Here is a 17,951-nt window from a genome sequence, read left to right on the forward strand (position 1 = left end):
TCATGTTCAGCGACGACGAGGGTCCCGCACGCGGACCCCGTGCGCTCCCTGCGCGGCGCGCTCTCGTCGACGACGTGTACGACGCCGTGCTCGGACTCCTCATGGACCGGGTGATCGAGCCCGGTGCCCGCGTCAACATCGACGCCGTGGCGCGCGACCTGGACGTGTCCCCGACCCCCGTGCGCGAGGCCCTGACCCGGCTCGAGGCGGAGGGCCTGGTCGCGAAGCGCGCGTTGAAGGGCTACGTCGCCGCTCCGCTGCTGGACGCCACGGGGCTGCGTGACCTCTACGACATGCGCGAGCTGCTCGAGCCCGAGGCCGCGCGGCGCGCCTCCGGCCGCCTCGGCGACGACACGGAGTCCGAGCTCGCGGACTCCGTGGAGCAGATGCGCGCGGCATCCGGCCCCGACGAGGACGAGCGCTTCCGCAACTACCGTCGTTTCATCGACGAGGACCTCCACTTCCACCATCTGATCGCCGAGAACGCCGACAGCCCGCTCCTCGCCGAGGCGATCGTGCGGCTCCGCTCGCACATGCACCTCTACCGCCTGAACTTCCGGCACGACTTCGAGGACGACACGGTCCGGGAGCACGAGCAGATCCTCGACGCGCTGCGTCGGCGAGACCCCGATTCGGCCGCGTCGGCGATGCGCGCGCACATCGCGAACTCCTACGCGCGACTCGGTCCGGCGCTCGCCAGACGGGCGGATTCCGACCACACGGCCTAACGGGATCCTTACGGCAGGTAAACTGGTTCTCGACACCCGCCCGCCTGTGCCGAGATCCCTCGGCCGACGAGCCCCGAGGAGCCGCCCATGCTGACGCTCCTCGCCGTGTTCCTCCTCGGGTCGATCCTGATGCCCGTGCTGGTGCGCTGGCTGGGGGCTCAGGCCTTCGCCGTCGCCGCTCTCATTCCCGCCGCGGCATTCGTCCACGCCCTCGTGATGACGCCGCAGGTGATCGACGGCGATGCTCCGTTCGCATCGATCTCCTGGATCCCCCAGCTCGGCCTCAACCTGTCGATGCACATGGACGTGCTCGGCTGGGTGCTGACGCTCATCGTCACGGGCGTGGGTGCGCTCGTGCTCCTCTACTGCCGATGGTACTTCCACGACGACTCGGCCGGCATCGGACAGTTCTCCGCCGTGCTGCTGGCTTTCGCCGGCGCGATGTACGGGCTCGTCCTCACCGACGACATCGTCATGCTCGTCATGTTCTGGGAGGTGACGAGCATCCTCTCGTACCTCCTGATCGGTCACTACCGGCGCCGTGCCGCCAGCCGACGCTCCGCGCTCCAGGCGCTTCTCGTCACGACCCTCGGCGGTCTCGTGATGTTCGTCGGCGTCGTGCTCCTCGTGGTCGACGCCGGCACCACGAGCATCCGCGAGATCCTCGTGCTCGAGCCGACCGGTCCGATCGTGGACGCGGCGGTCGTGATGCTCCTCGTCGGAGCCCTCAGCAAGTCCGCGATCTTCCCGTTCCACTTCTGGCTGCCGGGCGCCATGGCGGCGCCGACCCCCGTCAGCGCCTATCTGCACGCGGCGGCGATGGTGAAGGCGGGGATCTACCTGATCGCGCGCTTCGCGCCGGTCTTCGCGTTCACCGGCCCGTGGCGGCCGATCATCATCACGCTCGGCGTCATCACGATGCTGCTCGGCGGCATCCAGGCGCTCCGCGAGACGGACCTCAAGCGCATCCTGGCGTTCGGCACCGTGAGCCAGCTCGGCTTCTTCTCGATCGTGGTCGGCTACGGCACCCAGGCGAGCGCGCTCGCGGGCCTCGCCCTGGTCATCGGCCACGCGCTGTTCAAGTCCGCGCTGTTCCTCATCGTCGGCGTGATCGACCGTCAGCTCTCCACGCGAGACATCACCGAGCTCAGCGGCGTCGGTCGGCAGGCTCCCGTCATGGCCACGGCGGCGTTCATCTCCGTCGCGTCGATGGCGGGCATCGCGCCGACCATCGGCTTCGTCGCGAAGGAGTCCACGCTCACCGCCCTGCTCGACGACGCGATCGGCGGTTCGCCGTGGGGTCTCGTCGCGATCATCGGCGTCGGTCTCGGATCCATACTCACCGCGGCATACGGGCTCCGCTTCCTGTGGGGAGCGTTCTGGTCGAAGCGCGACGCGATGGGCGATCGTATTCCCGACACGGTATGGCCGGATCCGCCGGTGGGCTTCCTCTCCGCGCCGATCATCCTCGCGGGTGTCACGCTCGCCGCCGGGATCGGGGCCCCGGCCCTCGACACGGCGCTGCAGGGATACGCCCTCACCGCGACGCCCGGCCTCGACCACGAGGGAGCCGCCGTCGAGGGACCGGGCCACCTCGCCCTGTGGCACGGCCTGGAGCCCGCGCTCGGCATCTCGATCCTGTCGATCCTGCTCGGCGCCGCCGTCTTCCTCCTGACGCTGCGCACGGGCTGGGACCGCAAGTCGCGTCTGATCCCGTTCACCGCCGCCGACGTGTACTACCTCGTGATGCGCGGCGTCGACCGGCTCTCGGTGCTCTCCACCTCGCTCACGCAGCGCGGATCGCTGCCCGTGTACGTCGGCACGATCTTCGTGGTGTTCGTCGCCGCCGAGATCACCGCGCTCCTCGCGACCGACGTCGCTCGCTCCGAGCTCTCCCCGTGGCACACGCCCGTGCAGATCGTGGTCGCGCCGCTCATGGCCGCGGCCGGCGTCATGGCTGTCCGGGCGCAGAAGCGCTACACGGGCGTCGTGCTCGTCTCGATCACGGGCCTCGGCATGGTCGTGCTGTTCGCGACGAGCGGCGCCCCCGACCTGGCTCTGACGCAGATCCTCGTCGAGACCGTCACGATGGTGACGTTCGCTCTCGTGCTGCGGCGTCTGCCGGCGCGGATGGGCGAGCACAACGCCTCGGTCGGCCGCATCCCGCGGGCCCTGCTCGGCATCGGCGTCGGTCTGACGATGGCGCTCATCGCGATCGTCGCGACGCAGTCGCGCGTGGCGGACCCGATCTCCGAGATGTTCCCGAAGCTCGCGTACGAGATCGGCCACGGCAAGAACGTCGTGAACGTGGCGCTGGTCGACCTCCGTGGCTGGGACACGATGGGCGAGCTCTCGGTGCTCGTCCTGGCCGCGACCGGCGTCGCGTCCCTGGTGTTCGTGACGCATCGGGCCGACATGCTCGCCGCGACCAAGACGCTGCCCAAGGCCCGCCGTCGCCGCACGCTCAGCCGCCCCCTCGTGGAGACCACCGACGGCGTCCGCTTCCAGACCGTCGAGAACCAGAGCAGCCCGCGCGCCTGGCTCGTCGGCGGTCAGAAGATGAAGCCCGAGAACAGGTCGATCCTGCTCGAGGTCATCGTGCGCGTGCTGTTCCACACGATCATCGTGGTGTCGATCTTCCTGCTCTTCGCGGGCCACAACCTGCCCGGCGGCGGCTTCGCCGGCGGCCTCGTCGCCGGGATGGCGCTCGTGATGCGCTACATCGCCGGTGGACGCTGGGAGCTCGGCGCCGCCGCGCCCACGGATGCCGGACGTCTGCTCGGCGCCGGTCTCATCCTCGCGGTCGGCACGGCGATCGTGCCGCTGTTCTTCGGGATGGCGCCGCTCACCAGCACGTTCTGGGAGTGGGAGATCCCGGGTATCGGGCACATGGAGTTCGTCACGTCCACGATCTTCGACATCGGCGTCTATCTCGTCGTGATCGGGCTCGTGCTCGATGTGCTCCGCAGCCTCGGAGCCGAGGTCGACCGCCAGGCGCAGGAGCTGCGCGAGCGGGGGGTGAGCATCTGATGGATGTCTCCCTCACGCTGATCGTGATCATGGCAGTGCTGTTCGGCTGCGGCGTGTACGCGATGCTCGAGCGCAGCCTGACCCGCGTGCTGATCGGGTTCCTCCTGCTCGGCAACGCCACGAACATCCTGCTGCTGATCGTGATGGGCGTGCCGGGGCGGGCTCCCTTCTACGGCGCGGAGGGCGACGTGAGCGACCCGCTGCCGCAGGCCCTCACCCTCACCGCCATCGTGATCACGTTCGCGGTGTCGGCGTTCCTGCTCGCGCTCATCTACCGCTCCTGGCAGCTGGGCCAGGCCGACACCGTCGAGGACGACGAGGCCGACATCGCCCTGCGCGAGCGCACGGACGCCGACGAGGACCTCATGGACGACGAGGCCGACATCGACGACGACGAGGCGACCACGGACTTCGTCGGCGTGCAGACCGCGCCGATCACGGTGCTCCACATGCGCGACCACCCGGCGATCCACGACGACGCCCCGGTCGACCGGGTCTACGGCTCGTATGCCGACGACGAGGACGGATCGAGCGAGGCGGATGCCGCGGCCTCCACGCTCGCGCACGAGTCCGCCCCGCCCGACGAGCCCGAGGAATCCGACAGCACGACCGAGAACGACGGGGAGGACCGCCCATGAGCGCACTCGTCCCCCTGCTCGTCGGTCTCCCGCTGCTCGGCGCCGCCGTCACGCTCGTGTTCGGCCGCAACGCCCGCCTGCAGGTGCTCGTCACGGTCGTGACACTCGCCGCGGTGTCGGTGATCGCGGCGGTCCTGCTCGTCGCGGTCGACGCCGGGGCGCCGATGGCGGTGTCGGTGGGCGGCTGGCCCGTGCCGTTCGGCATCGTGCTGTACGTCGACCGGCTCGCCGCGCTCCTCGTGCTGGTGTCGAGCATCGTGCTTCTGGCCGTCCTTCTCTTCTCGATCGGTCAGGGAGTCGCCGACGGGGCCGACGAGACCCCGATCTCGATCTTCAACCCCTCGTACCTGATCCTCGCCGCCGGCATCTTCAACGCCTTCATCGCGGGTGACCTCTTCAACCTCTACGTCGGCTTCGAGATCCTGCTCGTGGCGTCGTACGTGCTCATCACGCTCGGCAGCACGGAGTCGCGCATCCGCACGGGCGCCGTCTACATCGTCGTGTCGCTCGTGTCGTCGATCCTCTTCCTCGCCTCGATCGCGATGATCTACGGGGCGCTCGGCACCGTCAACATGGCGCAGATCGCGGAGCGCATGACCGAGCTCCCGCAGGAGACGCAGCTGGTGCTGCACCTCATGCTCGTCGTCGCGTTCGGCATCAAGGCCGCGATCTTCCCGGTGTCGTTCTGGCTGCCGGACTCCTATCCGACCGCGCCGGCACCGGTCACCGCGGTCTTCGCCGGCTTGCTGACGAAGGTCGGCGTGTACGCACTGATCCGCACGGAGACGCAGCTCTTCGCCGACAACAGCATCGACACGCTGCTGCTCATCATCGCGCTCGCGACCATGATCGTGGGAGTTCTGGGCGCGGTGGCCCAGGCGGAGCTCAAGAGGATCCTGTCGTTCACGCTGGTGAGCCACGTCGGGTACATGATCTTCGGTCTGGCGATCGCGACCCCCGCGGCCATCGGCGCGACCGTGTACTACATCGTGCACCACATCATCGTGCAGACGACCCTGTTCCTCGCGGTGGGGCTCGTGGAGCGCCGAGCCGGGAGCACGTCGATCCTGCGGGTCAAGGGACTGCTGAAGGTGGCGCCGGTGATCGCCGTGCTCTACTTCATCCCGGCGATCAACCTCGGAGGGCTCCCGCCGTTCTCGGGGTTCATCGGAAAGTTCGCGCTCTTCGAGGCCGCCGCCTCGGTCGGCACCCCGCTCATGATCGTGCTGATCGTCGGCGGCATCGTCACCTCGCTGCTCACGCTGTATGCGCTCATGCGCGCGTGGAACCTCGCGTTCTGGCGCGAGGAGGAGGACTCGACCGAGACCGAGGGGCGCATCTCCTACCTCGGCAACGCGCCGGCCGCGGACGAGCAGCAGGAGCGTCGCCGCATCCCGAAGATCATGACGGTCGCGACGGCCGGCATGGTCGGGGTCACGGTCGCGCTGACCGTGTTCGCCGGTCCGCTGTACGCCCTGTGCGACCGCATCGGCGAGACGCTCCTCGATCCCGTGAACCTCGTGCAGCTGGAAGGCGAGGTGGACGGATGAGCCGCGACAACGCGCGACACTTCTGGCGCGACCTCGGCGTGCAGCTGCCGTTCCTCGCCTGGCTCGTCGTGCTCTGGATGCTCCTGTGGAGCCAGTTCACCGTGCTGGCGTTCCTCACGGGACTCGTGGTCGCGGTGTTCGTGACGCGCGTGTTCCGGCTGCCGACGGTCGAGCTGTCGGGTCGGGTGAACCTCTGGTACGCCGCGGTCTTCGTGGTGCAGTTCCTGTGGGCCATGCTGCGCGGTGCGATCTCGGTCACGATCCAGGTGTTCGACTTCCGTCGACTGCCCGGAACGGCCATCATCGCGGTCCCGCTGCGCTATGCCGACGACCTCATGATGACGCACGTGTCGGTCGTCTCGTCTCTGATCCCCGGATCGCTCATCGTGGAGGCCGATCGCGACCGGCAGGTGCTGTACCTGCACGTGATCGGCGTGCACTCGGCGGCCGACGTCGAGAGGCAGCGCGAGGGAGTGCTGCGCTGGGAGCGGCGGATCGTGCGTGCTCTCGGCGCCCCGTCGCAGTACCGTGCCCTCAAGGCCGATGAGCGTGCGGCGAAGGGCGGTGTCCGATGAACGTGCTGCTGATGGTGATCATGGTGGTCTTCGGGATCGCCGCGATCCTGACGATCATCCGCATCGTGCGGGGTCCCTCGATCCTCGACCGTGCCGTCGCCTCCGACGTGCTGCTCACCGAGGTGCTGTGCGTCCTCGGCGCCGAGATGGCGATCAACGGGCACACCCGCACGATCCCCGTGATGCTCATCATCGCCGCGATCGGCGTCTTCGGCTCGATCGCCGTGGCCCGCTTCGTCGCGAGAAGGGACAACACGACGCCATGAACGTGTTCGAACTCGCTCTGCCGGACGCCGTCGTCGACACGACCGTGCTCGTGCTCATCCTGCTCGGCGCGATCCTGTGCCTGTCGGCCGCGGTCGGGCTCCTGCGCTTCCGCGACGTGCCCTCGCGCCTGCACGCGGCGACGAAGCCGCAGGTCCTGGGCCTCGTGCTCATCTGCCTCGCGATCGCGGTGTCGATGGGCACGGTCGGCGGCATCCTCGTCGGGCTGCTGCTGGTCGCCCCGATCGTCCTCATGCAGTTCGCGACCGCCCCTCTCTCCGCCCATATCGTCGGCCGCCAGGCGTATCGCAACGGCACGACCGACGAGCGGAACCTCGTCGTCGACGAGCTGGCCGAGTCGAAGCAGACGCCGCCTGCCGCGGGCTGACCGCCTCCCGCCTTCGGCGCTTTCCGCGGCCACGTGCACCTTCTGCGGCCATGAGGCCGTCTGGTGGCCGCAGAAACTGCCGCGGGCCGCAGAAGTTGTGGCCGAGCAGGCGGTCAGAGGCGGTCGGCGAAGCCCTGGATGAGTTCGGCGGCCGGCTCGGAGTCGCTGATCAGCGTGCCGTGACCGTGGTCGGGGATGACCCTCAGGTCGGCGCCCGGGATCTCGTCGATGATCTCCTGGCACCAGCTCATCGGCGCGAGCGGGTCGCTCTCGCCGCGGAGCACCAGGACGGGCGACTGGATGCGGCGGAACGCCTTCTCGGGCGCGTGGGCGATCGTCGCGCGCATCTTGCGGACGAGGTTCGGGCCCCCGCGCAGGTACTCGCGCGCTCCGCGCCAGATCACGAGCGGTCGTTCGCCGACCAGGTCGCGCAGCAGGTAAGAGGCCTGGGCGGCGACGTTGCGGGCGGCCTTGTTCACGGTGGGTCCGGCGAGCACGACGCCCTCGACCAGGGACGGATGCCGGGCCGCGAGCTCGGCGGCGATCTGGCTGCCCATGGAGTGACCGATCACGACGACCGGTCCTTCGCCGGTGTGGCGCAGGTAGGCGGCGACGAGGTCGGCGTGACGTTCCATCGTGAGGGTGCGCTCCGGTTCCGGCGCCTCCCCGAAACCGGGCAGGTCGACCGCGATCACGCGTCCACGCAAGCGCTGCACGACGTCGAGGTAGACGCTGCGCCCCATGCCGATGCCGTGCAGCAGCAGGAACGTGCGCTCGCCCTCGCCGAACGTCTCGGAGATGAGCGTCGCCCCCGCGTGCTCGAACTCGAGCAGGGTGACCGGGGTGCCCTTCGGGGCGAGGTAACTGGATGCCACCTCCCCACGCTAATCCAGCGCGCGGTGCGCGACGAATCGGCGACGGCGGGGCGACGCGTCGTCGCATGTGAGGATGGAGGGTGACCTCCCCCGATCCGGACACCGCCTCCGTCCCGACCCCGGCGGGCCTTCGGGCGCGTCTCCGCTCGAGCCTCGACGACCCGGTGCTGCGGGCGCTGGTCACGGCCACGGCGGTCTCCCGGGTCGGTCGCGGCGTGTTCTTCGCGGTGACGGTGCTCTTCTTCACGCAGATCCTCGGGCTCTCCGCCGCCCAGGCCGCGGTCGTGCTCGCGGTGTCGAGCGGCTGCGGCGTGCTGGGGTCGCTTCTCGGCGGATGGCTCGCCGACCGGTGGAGCGCACGGCGCCTGTCGTTCGCGTTCGAGGCGCTGGGCGGCCTGATGCTCGCGGCCTACGCGTTCGCGGGGGACTTCCTCTCGGCGCTGGTGCTGGCGAGCCTCAGCGGGTTCCTCGACTCGATGGGCCACTCGGCGCGGTCGGCGATCATCGCCCGGGGCTTCGTGTCGGAACGCCGGGTGCACGCCCGTGCCGTGCTGCGCACCGCGACGAACGTGTCGATCGCGGCGGGGTCGGGGTTCGGGGCGATCGCGCTCGCCCTGGGAACACCGGAGGCGTACCGCATCGTGATCGCGAGCGGCGGACTCCTGTGCGCGCTGGGGTCGCTGCCTCTTCTCCGCCTCACGTCGGCGGTCGACGCGCCGAGCCGTTCGGCGATCCACGACGTGCGCACCGAGACGGGGTCGATCGACACGGATGCCGCGTCCGCCTCCCGTCGCGACTGGAACCGCCGCTCGCCCTGGCGCGATCCCCGCTACCTGGTGCTGAGCGCCCTCTCCGCGGTGTTCGGCATGCAGTTCGGGGTCGCGGAGTTCGGAGTCCCGCTCTGGATCACGGGCTACACGGAGGCGCCGGAGGTCGTCGTCTCGGTGCTGCTGATCGTCAACACGACCCTCGTGGTGCTGTTCCAGGTGCGCGCCTCGCGCGGCACCCACGACCTGCGGGTCGCCGGGCGGGTGACCATGATCGCGGGGTGGCTCATGGTGGCCGCCTGTCTCGTGTACGCGCTCGCCGCCGGTCTGCCCGCGTGGGTCGCCGTCGTCGTGCTGGTGCTCGCGATGGTGGCGCACACCTTCGCCGAGATCCTCTCGCAGGCCGGCGCGTGGGGGCTGAGCTTCGAGCTCGCCGACCCCGTGCGCGCCGGCGCCTACCAGGGCGTCTTCGGGATGGGCTTCTCGCTCGGGGCGCTCGCCTCGCCGATAGTCGTCAACGCCACGGCGATCACCTACGGCCTCGCCGGGTGGGGGATGCTCGCCGCGATCTTCCTGGTGGCGGCGGTCGGCATCTGGCTGATCGCGCGCCGCGCCGCGGCATCCGTCCGTCCCGCGGCCTGAGAGCCTGCCCGCTCGCAACTTCTGCGGCCACGGCCGACTTCTGCGGCCCCCGCATCCCGCGGAGGCCGCAGAACGAGTCGAGGGCCGCAGAAGTTGCGCGGTTCGGCCGTGCTCGGCGTCGCTCAGCCGATGAGGCTGGGCTGGAGGTCGCGCAGCGTGCGCCGATGCGTCATCCGTGTGACGCCGATCGCGGCGAACACCAGGGCGCCGACGAGCCACAGTGCGAGCACCGCGAGGTCCCATCCGGCGCGGGCGAGGTCTCCGCCGTACATGAGCTGCCGCATGGCGTCGACCACGTATCCGAGCGGGAGCACGTGGTGCAGGGCCGCGAGCGGAGCGGGCAGCGTCTGCCACGGGAAGGTGCCGCCCGCGGTGACGAGCTGCAGCACCATGAGCACGAGTCCGAGGAACTGCCCGACCGAGCCGAGCCACACGTTCAGGGCGAGGATGATCGCCGCGAACGTCGCCGAGGCCGCGATCAGCACTCCGAGGGTGCCGAGGGGATTGTCGAACGTGAAGCCCAGGGTGATCGCGAGGATGCCCATGAGGCCGAGCATCTGGACGGCGCCGAGCGCGGCCGGGGTCAGCCAGCCGGCCAGGGTCACGCGGATCGGCGAATGCAGCGCCGTGACCGCGCGCCGGGAGATGGGCTTGACGATGAGGAACAGCGCGTAGATGCCGATCCACGCCGAGAGCGCGGCGAAGAACGGGGCGAGGCCGGCACCGTAGTCCTCGGCGGAGGCGACCTTGTCGCTCGACACCTTCACGGGATCGGCGATCGTGTCGGCCTGCTGCTCCCGCAGTTCGGGAGTGGATGCCGGGATCTGCGCGACGCCGTCGGCGAGACCGTCCCGCAGTTCGGCGGTGCCGTTCGCGAGCGTGCCGAGTCCATCGCGCAGTTGCGCGGCCCCGTCGTTCGCGGCGGCAGCACCCGTCGCCACGGTGCCCGCGCCGCTCGACAGCTGTGCGGCGCCGGAGGCCACGGCCGCGGCGCCGTCGGCGAGCTGATCGACCTTGCCCACGGCGGACTGGACGGTCGTGTTGCCCTCCTGCAGCCGGGTCGCGAGCGGGTCGAGGGAGGCCAGCACCTGGTCGATCTCCTCCTGCGTGAGGCCGCGGTCCGCGAGGAGCGTCGCGATGTCGGTGCGCACCTGCGGCAGGGCGTTCGTCGCCTGCTGCACGGCGGCTCCGGCGCGGTCGGCGACGTCGGCGAGCTGGCGGTTGCCGTCGCTCACCTGCTGTGCGCCCGACGCGAGTGTGCTCGCGCCCTGCGCGAGCTGCGCGGTCCCCGCGGCGAGCTGTGCCGTGCCGTCGGCGAGCGTCGTGCTGCCGGAGGCCGCGGTGGTCGCACCGTCCGCGAGCTGCGAGGCTCCGTCGACGGCCGTGACCAGGTTGTCGCGCACGTCACTGAGTCCCGTGAGCAGGCGCTCCGCCGCCTGGCTGCCGACCATCTCGGCCACGGAGCTGCGGATCTTCTCCACCGCCTGGGTGCCCATGGATGAGGCGAGGTAGTTGTTGGCGTCGTTCGTCTCGAGGTCGATGCGCGCCTGATGCGGATCCTCGCCCGCGGCGGATGTCAGCGCCGCGGAGAAGTCCGCCGGGATGGTCACGGTGAAGTCGACCGTGCCGGTGCGCAGTGCCTCGGCCGCCTCGTCGGCGGTCATGCGCTGCCAGTCGAACGCGTTGCCGTCGATGAGGTTCTCCGCGACGTCCTCGCCGTAGTTCACGGTGTCGCCGGTCGCGGCATCCGTCCCCGTCGTGGGTTCGGGTGCACCCTCATCGTCGACCACGAGCGCCACGGGCACGTCGGGGAACTTCGCGTAGGGGTCCTGGTTGGCCCACAGGTAGAGACCGCCGTAGAGGATCGGCACGCAGACGAGGGCGATCAGGGCGATGACGCCCATCCGGCTGGCGGTCAGTCGCCGCAGCTCGGCGGCGATCATGGCGGGGACCTTCATCGTGCGTCCTCCTCGTCGGGATCGGATGCCGGGGGCGTCGGGGCGTGGTCGTCGTCGAGCACCAGCGGCACCACGGGGCCGGACGCGTTCACGGCGTCGAACTCCTGCATCCGCTCCAGGGCGACCGCGGCGGAACCGCCGACGATCACGAGCATCGCGTAACCGCGGTCGGCGAACTCCATCGCGATGCGCCACCACCCGTCCGGGCTGCCGCCGTGCCGGTCGGGCGCGACGAGCACGATGCCGCGGGTGCCCTCGCGGAGCACGGCGAGCTCGCACAGGATGCGCACCCGCGCAGCGGGGTCGACGGTCCCGATCGGCGCTCCGGCGAGTTCGCCGAAGCCGAGCTGGTTGAGCCAGCGCCGGGCGTGGATCGGTGTGGCGCCGAGCCCGGCGAACATGAGCTCCTCGCCGACCACGCCTGCGAGGGCGATATCCGGGTGGGGGTCGCTCACATCGGGGGCGTCGACGAGCGCGACGGTGCGACGCAGCATCCGGTTGTCGGCCGCGCCGTCGATCGTGACGCGCCCGGTCTCGGGGCGCATGCGGCCACTTGCGATGAGGCCGAGCACGGTGGGGCGCTGCTCTGTCTCGGCGAGGGCGAAGCGCACGGCGCCCGTGTGGAACTCGAGGCTCGTGGACGGGAGCGCCTGACCGCCTCGGCCCTTGCTCACGTCGTGCAGGGCGATCTTCATGCGGGGACCTCCTCGGAGGCGAGGATCTCGGGGTGGGCGGTGAGCAGGTCGTCGGCTTCGCGCCAGGACAGGCCGGCGATGCTGAGCAGGGTGCGCACCGCGAGGTTGGCGGCGCCGCTGTTGCCGGCGTCGGTGCGGGAGACGACCGTGCGGGCGACCTCCTCGATCAGTCGCGCGAGTGAGGGTGCGGCGAGGTCCGTGCGGAACGAGCCGTCGTCCTGTCCGCGACGGGTGAGGTCGGCGACGCTGCGACGCAGGGGGGCGAGGGCGTCGGCGGTGTGCGCGACGTGCGTCTCGTCGAGCGCGAGCGCCGCCGCGAACTGCACATGCGCGGCTTCGCGCCAGAGTCGGGCGGCGAGGCGGGCGAGCGCCAGACGCGGGTCGGCGTCGGTGACGGAGGCGGCGATCGCGTTGAAGCGCTGGGCTCCCGTGGAGATGAGCTCGCGGATCAGTGCCTCACGGTCGTCGAAGTGCCCGTAGAGGGTCCGGCGGGAGAGGCCGGCACTGCGGGCGATGACGTCGATGGACGCTCGGGGGTCGATCGCCAGGGTCGCGCGAGCGGCGTCGAGGATGCCGGCGCGATTCTCGACCGAGTCGCGGCGGGGTGCACGGGTGGTCATGCCTCCATGATACTTATCCTGCACAACAGTGTGCAAGATAACCCGGGCGACTCACAGCATCCGTGCAGTGGGGCCGGGCGCGACAGAGGGGCGGATGCCGCAGCATCCGCCCCTCTGTCGCGCGTCAGGCCACTAAGCCGTCCGTCGGCGGCGGGCGATCAGCAGTGCCAGCCCCGCCAGCAGCAGCAGGGTGCCGCCCCCGATCGGGACCCAGGGGATCTCGGCGCCGGTAGCGGGCAGCGCCCCCACCGTCACGACGACCTGTGCTGTCGCCCGCGACCCGTTGATGTCGGCGACCGAGTACGTCACCGGCGTCGTGCGCCCGCGGAAGTCCGGCAGCGGCGTGAAGACGAGCTTCCCGTCGACGACCCTCCACGTGCCCTCGCCGGGCACGGTCAGGGAATCGACCAGGGTACCGTCGCCGCTCACCAGCTTGAGCGTCGTCGGATCGAGGGGAGCACCGGTCGCCCCCGAGTCGTCCGCGAGCACGTCGATCGTCACGGCTGTGCCCGGCGTCGTCGTCGCCGAGTCGTCGCGCGCCACGGGGTCGAGGCCCTGCACCGTGATGGTAACGGTCGCTGTGGCGGTGGTGCCCAGGGAGTCGGTCACGGCGTACACGACCGGGGTCGCCTCACCGCGGAACTGCGCGTCCGGAGCGAACGTGACCGCGCCCGTCGCCGGGTCGATCCGGTACACGCCCTGGCCGGGCACCGTGAGGGTCCTGCCGCCCTCGCCGACCGTGCCGACGGTCTGCGCGTCGGCCGGGAAGACGACCGACGTCGGGTCGAGCGTGCCCCGCTCCCCGTCGGCGTCGAGGCCGGCGCGGTCGTTCACGAGCACGTCCACCGTGACCGGCGTGTTCTGCGGCGTGCGATCCACGTCGTTCACGAGCGTCGGGCCCGGCTGCACCGTCACCACGAGGGCGGCGGTCGCGGTCGTGCCGTTGGCGTCGTTGATCGTGTAGCGCACCGGGGTGGTCGCCCCGCTGAATCCGTCGGCGGGGGTGAACGTCACCGTGCCGTCGTCGTTCAGCGTGAACGTGCCCTGCCCCGCGATCTCGAGCGTCGTGCCCGCGTCGCGGATCTCGGCTTCCAGCCCGGCGGGGATGCCCGAGGCCTCGAAGACCGTGGAGGCCACCACGAGAGGCACCGCGGTGTCGCCGGCGTCGTCGTTGCCGACGATGTCGAACGTCACGGGCGTGCCGTAGGGCGTCGTCGCCGCGTCGTTCGTCGCGGTCGGCGTGACAGCGGTGACGACGATCGCGATCGTCGACGACGCCGTGTTGCCGTTCTCGTCGGTCACCGCGTAGGCGATCGGCGCGGCGGTGCCCGAGAACGCCGGCTCCGGCTGGAACGTCACGTCGCCGTTCGCGTCGATCGTGTACGCGCCCTGACCGGGGACCGTGAGCGTCTTGCCGCCGTCCGACACGGTCGCGCCCGCCGGCTGACGGTCCACCGGGAAGGCGAGACTCGCGTCATCCCACGCGCCGGCGGAGTCGTCCGCGTCGCGTGAAGGGGTGTCGTTGTCGAGCGGCGAGACGGTGACCGCGATCCCTTGCCTGGTGGTGCCTCGGTCGCGCTCGGCCACGGGACCGGGGCGCACGGTCACGGCGACCGTGGCGGTCGCCGGGGTCCCGTTGGCATCCTCGATTCGGTAGGTCACGGCCGTCGTGGTCCCCGTGAATCCCGGGGCGGGTGTGAAGGTCATCGAGCCGCCGTCCGTGAGCACGTAGGTGCCCTCGCCCGGGAACGTGAGCGATCGGCCGTCGGCCGAGACGATGACGCCGGCCGGTTGTCCGTCGGCCGGGAAGGCCGTGCGGGCGGGGACCAGCGGGGTGAGAGCGTCACCGGCGTCATCGTTCGAGAGCAGGTCGATCACGACAGGGGTGTCGAACGGCGTCTCCCCCGCATCGTCGGCGGCGATCGGGCTCACGGGCGTGACGATGATCGTCACGGTCGAGGAGACCGCTGCGCCGTTCGTGTCGGCGACGGCGTAGCCGACCGCGGTCGCCGATCCCGTGAACCGGGGCTCGGGGACGAACGTCACGATGCCGGTCGCGGGATCGATCGTGTAGACGCCTTCACCGGGAACGGTGAGGGTCCGTCCGTCACCGCTCACGACGCTGCCGGACGGCTGCCCCGTCGGCGGGAACAGCACGCTCTCGGGAAGGAGCTCACCACTGTCGCATCCGGCCGGCACGGTGGTCGAGCCAGGATCGCACGGAGCGCCGAGGTCGCTGGCACGGTCGTTCGTCAGCAGCGGCACGGCGACCGGCCGGCCCTGCCTGGTCGTCGCCGAGTCCGGCGCCGCGAGGGCGGGGCGACCCACCGTGACGGACGCTTCCGCCCGCGCGGGGGTGCCGTTCTCGTCCTGCACCTGATACTCGACGGGCACCGTGACCCCGTGGAAACCGGGGGCGGGGGCGAAGCGGACGCGTCCGTCGTCGGACATCGTCCACGTCCCCTCGGGGGTCGTGAGGGCTTTCCCGCCGTCTGTCGCGTCGGGCGAGGTGAAGATCGCGGAGCGGGGGTCGAGCGGTGCGGATGCCGCTCCCGGCCGGTCGTTCGCGAGCGGGTCGAACACGATCGGGACGCCACCGGGGGTCTTCACGGCGTCGTCGATGAGGATCGGCGTGATGGGGGTGACCGTCACGCTGATCGTCGACGACGTGGTGTTGCCCGAGTCGTCGTCGACCTCGTAGGCGATCGGCGTGGCCGCGCCCGTGAACGGGGGCTCGGGATCGAACGTGACCCTGCCGGTCGCGGGGTCGACGGTGTAGACCCCCTCGCCCGGCACGGTCAGTCTGCGACCGTCGGACGAGGCGACGCTCCCCGCAGGCAGCCCGGGCGTGACGATCAGCTGCACCGATGCGGGATCGAACTCACCGGCTGAGCCGTCGGTCCTCCTGCCCGGTGTGTCGTTCCGCAGGAGAGGGAAGGCCACGTCGACGTTCTGCGGTGTCGTGGCCGCGTCGGCCGTCGCGGCCGGCCCCGGCCGCACCGTCACGGTCACCGTGGAGGTCGCGCTCTGGCCGTTGTCGTCCGTGATCCGGTACTCGATCGGCGGAGTGGTCCCCGTGTAGCCGTCCGCGGGCGTGAAGACGACCGCTCCGGTGGGGTCGATGGTCCAGCTGCCTTCGGGCGTCGTGAGGCGCGTGCCGCCGTCGGTGGCCGACGGGGAGGTGAAGACGGTCCTCCCGGGGTCGATCCGCCCGCCGGGACCGGCCGCGTCGTCGTCGAGCACGTCGATCGTGACCGGGGTGCCGAACGGGGTGTTCGCGGCGTCGGGAGACGCCGTCGGGCCGAGCTCCGTGACCGTGATCGTGATCGTCGATCCCGCCGGGGTGCCGATGCTGTCCGTGAACGAGTAGGCGACGGGCTGCGCGATGCCGAAGAACGTCGGCTCCGGGGTGAAGCCGACGGCGCCGGTCGTCGGGTCGATGACGTACACGCCTTCTCCCGGCACGGTGAGCGTACGGGCGTCGGCGCTCACCGAGGATCCGGCGGGCTGACCCGCCGTGGGGAACCGCAGGGAGGCCGGGGAGATCGTCCCGGCCGAGCCGTCCGCGGCGCGACCGGCGGTGTCGTTGCCGAGCGGCATCACGTCCACCCGCGTCGCCTGGGTTGTGGACGCGGTGTCGGGTGTCGCCGTCGGGCCGGGGGCGACGGTGACGGTCGCGGTCGACGTCGAGCTGAGGCCGTTGTCGTCGGTGATCCGGTACCCGACCGCGGGGGTCGTGCCGGAGTACCCGGGAGCGGGGGCGAAGGTGATGCGGCCGTCGGCCCCGATGGTCCAGAGCCCCTCCGCGGTCTCGAGGCGCCGTCCGCCGTCGGTGGCGGCGGGGTCGGTGAAGACGGTGAGCGCGGGGAGGATCGCTCCGTTGCCCGGGGTGTCGTCGGTCGCGCCCGGGAGCGTCACCGAGGGGGTGTTGAAGGTGATGGCCGCGGTGTCGGGCAGCGCGGTGGGCGGACGCAGCTCGTTCGTGAACGCGCAGGCGACCGAGGTGCCGTCGGTCCCGGTCGGCACGGGGTACGCGGCCGTGTTGCCGGTTCCGGAGGCGACGACGGCGCCCTCGAGGTCGCGGCACGCCCAGGTGGTCGTGTAGTCGGCGAGGTTCGTGGCGCCGTCGCCGACCTGGCGCACGGTGTAGGTCTCCCCGGGGAGGACGACGCCGGGAGCGGTGCTCGACGAGCCGTCCGGGTTCACAGTGCTGGGGGTGAAGTCGGGCCCGGTCTCCGGAGCGCCGTAGGAGCCGCCTTCCACGATGATCGTCGTGGTGTCCGTCGGCCGGCGCTTGCCGTCGGGGAACGTCGACGCGACCTCGAGCGTCGACGGGTTGGCGCAGGAGCCGAGGTCGGTCGAGGTGACGCCCGTCAGAGCGGTGAGCGCGCCGACCGGTGCTCCCGTGATGGGATTCGCCTTCTGCACGCCCGTCACCTGCCCGACGTACAGGTGCCCGTCCGATGCGAACGCGATGCCGTTGGTCGTGGTGGCCGTGGTGCCGGATGTGAGCGGGGTCGAGGTCATCACGACTCCCGTGGCGCTGCCGTCGCCGACGACCGGCACGACGCCGTCGGCCACATAGAGCGTGTAGGCGGTCGAGCTGGCGGCGACGAAGTAGAGGCGTCCCGCCTTGTCGAACGCGATGTCGCCGTTCGTCCCCGGGGCGGCTGCGACGGTGACCGATGTCGCCGGCGTCGGCGAGGAGGCCTTCGTCGCCGGATCGTAGACGAAGAGACGGAGCGTGCCTCCTGCGTATGCCCCGAAATAGTAGAGTCCCGTCTTCGGGTTCACGGCTCCGACGGTTCCCTGCGCGACGCCGGCGGGTTTGGGTTGCAGCGTGGCGGCGCCCGCGGGGGCGTCGTAGGTGACGATCTGCAACCGGGTGCCGAAGAGGGCGGTGGCGCCCTCGGCTCCGATGCCGAGCTGATTCGAACTCGTCGCGATCCCCACCGGAAGGGGGAATGCCGGGGTCGTCGACGTCGTACCGCTCGTGAGGTCGACCTCACGCACCGAACCATCGGTCGAGGTCGTCAGGTAGAGCGTGTCGATGCAGTCGAGGGCGGGCGCGGCGACCGCGTTCTCCGCCGGTGCTCCGACGAGGGCGGCCGCGACCAGCGCCGCCGCCACGATGGCGGCTCGCGTGCGACCGGTCTTCCTTTCGGCGCGCGGATTGAGTGGCATTCGATGCTCCCCGGGATCGTTCGTCACGGGGCGATGT

Annotated in this window: 13 protein-coding genes; 8 read left to right on the plus strand and 5 right to left on the minus strand. The window is 71.0% G+C overall.

From position 1 onward, the window contains the following. The first annotated feature begins 2 nt into the window (after positions 1-2). From ACIPY8_RS00920 to mnhG, 7 genes are all read left to right on the plus strand, one after another. Positions 3-728: a GntR family transcriptional regulator gene (locus tag ACIPY8_RS00920; RefSeq protein ID WP_400813961.1), complete on the plus strand. Its 726-nt coding sequence runs from the start codon at positions 3-5 to the stop codon at positions 726-728. A gap of 87 nt (positions 729-815) precedes the next feature. Continuing rightward, complete coding sequence (locus ACIPY8_RS00925; RefSeq protein ID WP_400813962.1) at positions 816-3,758, plus strand: Na+/H+ antiporter subunit A; 2,943 nt, start codon at positions 816-818, stop codon at positions 3,756-3,758. Next, the gene (locus ACIPY8_RS00930; RefSeq protein ID WP_400813964.1) at positions 3,758-4,396 is read left to right on the plus strand and encodes a Na(+)/H(+) antiporter subunit C; all 639 of its coding nucleotides are present in this window, start codon (positions 3,758-3,760) and stop codon (positions 4,394-4,396) included. Before ACIPY8_RS00925 ends, ACIPY8_RS00930 begins: the two co-directional genes overlap by 1 nt. Next, positions 4,393-5,946 carry a Na+/H+ antiporter subunit D gene (locus ACIPY8_RS00935; RefSeq protein ID WP_400813966.1) on the plus strand — a complete coding sequence of 518 codons (1,554 nt, stop codon included), beginning with the start codon at positions 4,393-4,395 and terminating at the stop codon, positions 5,944-5,946. Before ACIPY8_RS00930 ends, ACIPY8_RS00935 begins: the two co-directional genes overlap by 4 nt. Continuing rightward, entirely contained in the window at positions 5,943-6,521 is a 579-nt protein-coding gene (locus tag ACIPY8_RS00940) for a Na+/H+ antiporter subunit E (protein WP_400813968.1), read from the plus strand. The genes ACIPY8_RS00935 and ACIPY8_RS00940 overlap by 4 nt, the downstream gene beginning before the upstream one ends. After that, positions 6,518-6,787: a monovalent cation/H+ antiporter complex subunit F gene (locus ACIPY8_RS00945; RefSeq protein WP_400813970.1), complete on the plus strand. Its 270-nt coding sequence runs from the start codon at positions 6,518-6,520 to the stop codon at positions 6,785-6,787. Before ACIPY8_RS00940 ends, ACIPY8_RS00945 begins: the two co-directional genes overlap by 4 nt. Then, the gene (mnhG, locus tag ACIPY8_RS00950; RefSeq protein ID WP_400813972.1) at positions 6,784-7,173 is read left to right on the plus strand and encodes a monovalent cation/H(+) antiporter subunit G; all 390 of its coding nucleotides are present in this window, start codon (positions 6,784-6,786) and stop codon (positions 7,171-7,173) included. Before ACIPY8_RS00945 ends, mnhG begins: the two co-directional genes overlap by 4 nt. A 113-nt stretch (positions 7,174-7,286) precedes the next feature. Here mnhG and ACIPY8_RS00955 read toward each other — a convergent pair whose 3' ends face one another. After that, positions 7,287-8,048, minus strand: coding sequence for an alpha/beta fold hydrolase (locus ACIPY8_RS00955; protein ID WP_400813973.1), 762 nt, complete (start codon positions 8,046-8,048; stop codon positions 7,287-7,289). Between the two features lie 80 nt (positions 8,049-8,128). Between ACIPY8_RS00955 and ACIPY8_RS00960 the strand changes: the two genes are divergently transcribed. Next, on the plus strand, positions 8,129-9,457 hold the full coding sequence (locus ACIPY8_RS00960) for an MFS transporter (RefSeq protein WP_400813976.1): 1,329 nt from the start codon (positions 8,129-8,131) through the stop codon (positions 9,455-9,457). Between the two features lie 122 nt (positions 9,458-9,579). Here ACIPY8_RS00960 and ACIPY8_RS00965 read toward each other — a convergent pair whose 3' ends face one another. From ACIPY8_RS00965 to ACIPY8_RS00980, 4 genes are all read right to left on the minus strand, one after another. Next, the gene (locus ACIPY8_RS00965) at positions 9,580-11,415 is read right to left on the minus strand and encodes a YhgE/Pip family protein (protein WP_400813978.1); all 1,836 of its coding nucleotides are present in this window, start codon (positions 11,413-11,415) and stop codon (positions 9,580-9,582) included. Next, positions 11,412-12,110 carry a hypothetical protein gene (locus tag ACIPY8_RS00970; protein ID WP_400813979.1) on the minus strand — a complete coding sequence of 233 codons (699 nt, stop codon included), beginning with the start codon at positions 12,108-12,110 and terminating at the stop codon, positions 11,412-11,414. The genes ACIPY8_RS00965 and ACIPY8_RS00970 overlap by 4 nt, the downstream gene beginning before the upstream one ends. Beyond that, the gene (locus tag ACIPY8_RS00975) at positions 12,107-12,730 is read right to left on the minus strand and encodes a TetR/AcrR family transcriptional regulator (RefSeq protein WP_400813981.1); all 624 of its coding nucleotides are present in this window, start codon (positions 12,728-12,730) and stop codon (positions 12,107-12,109) included. The genes ACIPY8_RS00970 and ACIPY8_RS00975 overlap by 4 nt, the downstream gene beginning before the upstream one ends. A 132-nt stretch (positions 12,731-12,862) precedes the next feature. After that, positions 12,863-17,914: an Ig-like domain-containing protein gene (locus tag ACIPY8_RS00980; RefSeq protein ID WP_400813983.1), complete on the minus strand. Its 5,052-nt coding sequence runs from the start codon at positions 17,912-17,914 to the stop codon at positions 12,863-12,865. Positions 17,915-17,951: the final 37 nt, after the last annotated feature.

Origin of the sequence: Microbacterium sp. NPDC089696 (assembly GCF_044749125.1) — a bacterium.
Lineage (GTDB): Bacteria > Actinomycetota > Actinomycetes > Actinomycetales > Microbacteriaceae > Microbacterium.

Excerpts from the sequence above, each read along its gene's own strand:
- ACIPY8_RS00975 (WP_400813981.1), bottom strand. The coding sequence starts at position 12,730 with ATGACCACCCGTGCACCCCGCCGCGACTCGGTCGAGAATCGCGCCGGC.
- ACIPY8_RS00935 (WP_400813966.1), top strand. The coding sequence starts at position 4,393 with ATGAGCGCACTCGTCCCCCTGCTCGTCGGTCTCCCGCTGCTCGGCGCC.
- ACIPY8_RS00965 (WP_400813978.1), bottom strand. The coding sequence starts at position 11,415 with ATGAAGGTCCCCGCCATGATCGCCGCCGAGCTGCGGCGACTGACCGCC.
- ACIPY8_RS00920 (WP_400813961.1), top strand. The coding sequence starts at position 3 with ATGTTCAGCGACGACGAGGGTCCCGCACGCGGACCCCGTGCGCTCCCT.
- ACIPY8_RS00925 (WP_400813962.1), top strand. The coding sequence starts at position 816 with ATGCTGACGCTCCTCGCCGTGTTCCTCCTCGGGTCGATCCTGATGCCC.
- ACIPY8_RS00930 (WP_400813964.1), top strand. The coding sequence starts at position 3,758 with ATGGATGTCTCCCTCACGCTGATCGTGATCATGGCAGTGCTGTTCGGC.
- mnhG (WP_400813972.1), top strand. The coding sequence starts at position 6,784 with ATGAACGTGTTCGAACTCGCTCTGCCGGACGCCGTCGTCGACACGACC.
- ACIPY8_RS00980 (WP_400813983.1), bottom strand. The coding sequence starts at position 17,914 with ATGCCACTCAATCCGCGCGCCGAAAGGAAGACCGGTCGCACGCGAGCC.
- ACIPY8_RS00945 (WP_400813970.1), top strand. The coding sequence starts at position 6,518 with ATGAACGTGCTGCTGATGGTGATCATGGTGGTCTTCGGGATCGCCGCG.
- ACIPY8_RS00940 (WP_400813968.1), top strand. The coding sequence starts at position 5,943 with ATGAGCCGCGACAACGCGCGACACTTCTGGCGCGACCTCGGCGTGCAG.
- ACIPY8_RS00970 (WP_400813979.1), bottom strand. The coding sequence starts at position 12,110 with ATGAAGATCGCCCTGCACGACGTGAGCAAGGGCCGAGGCGGTCAGGCG.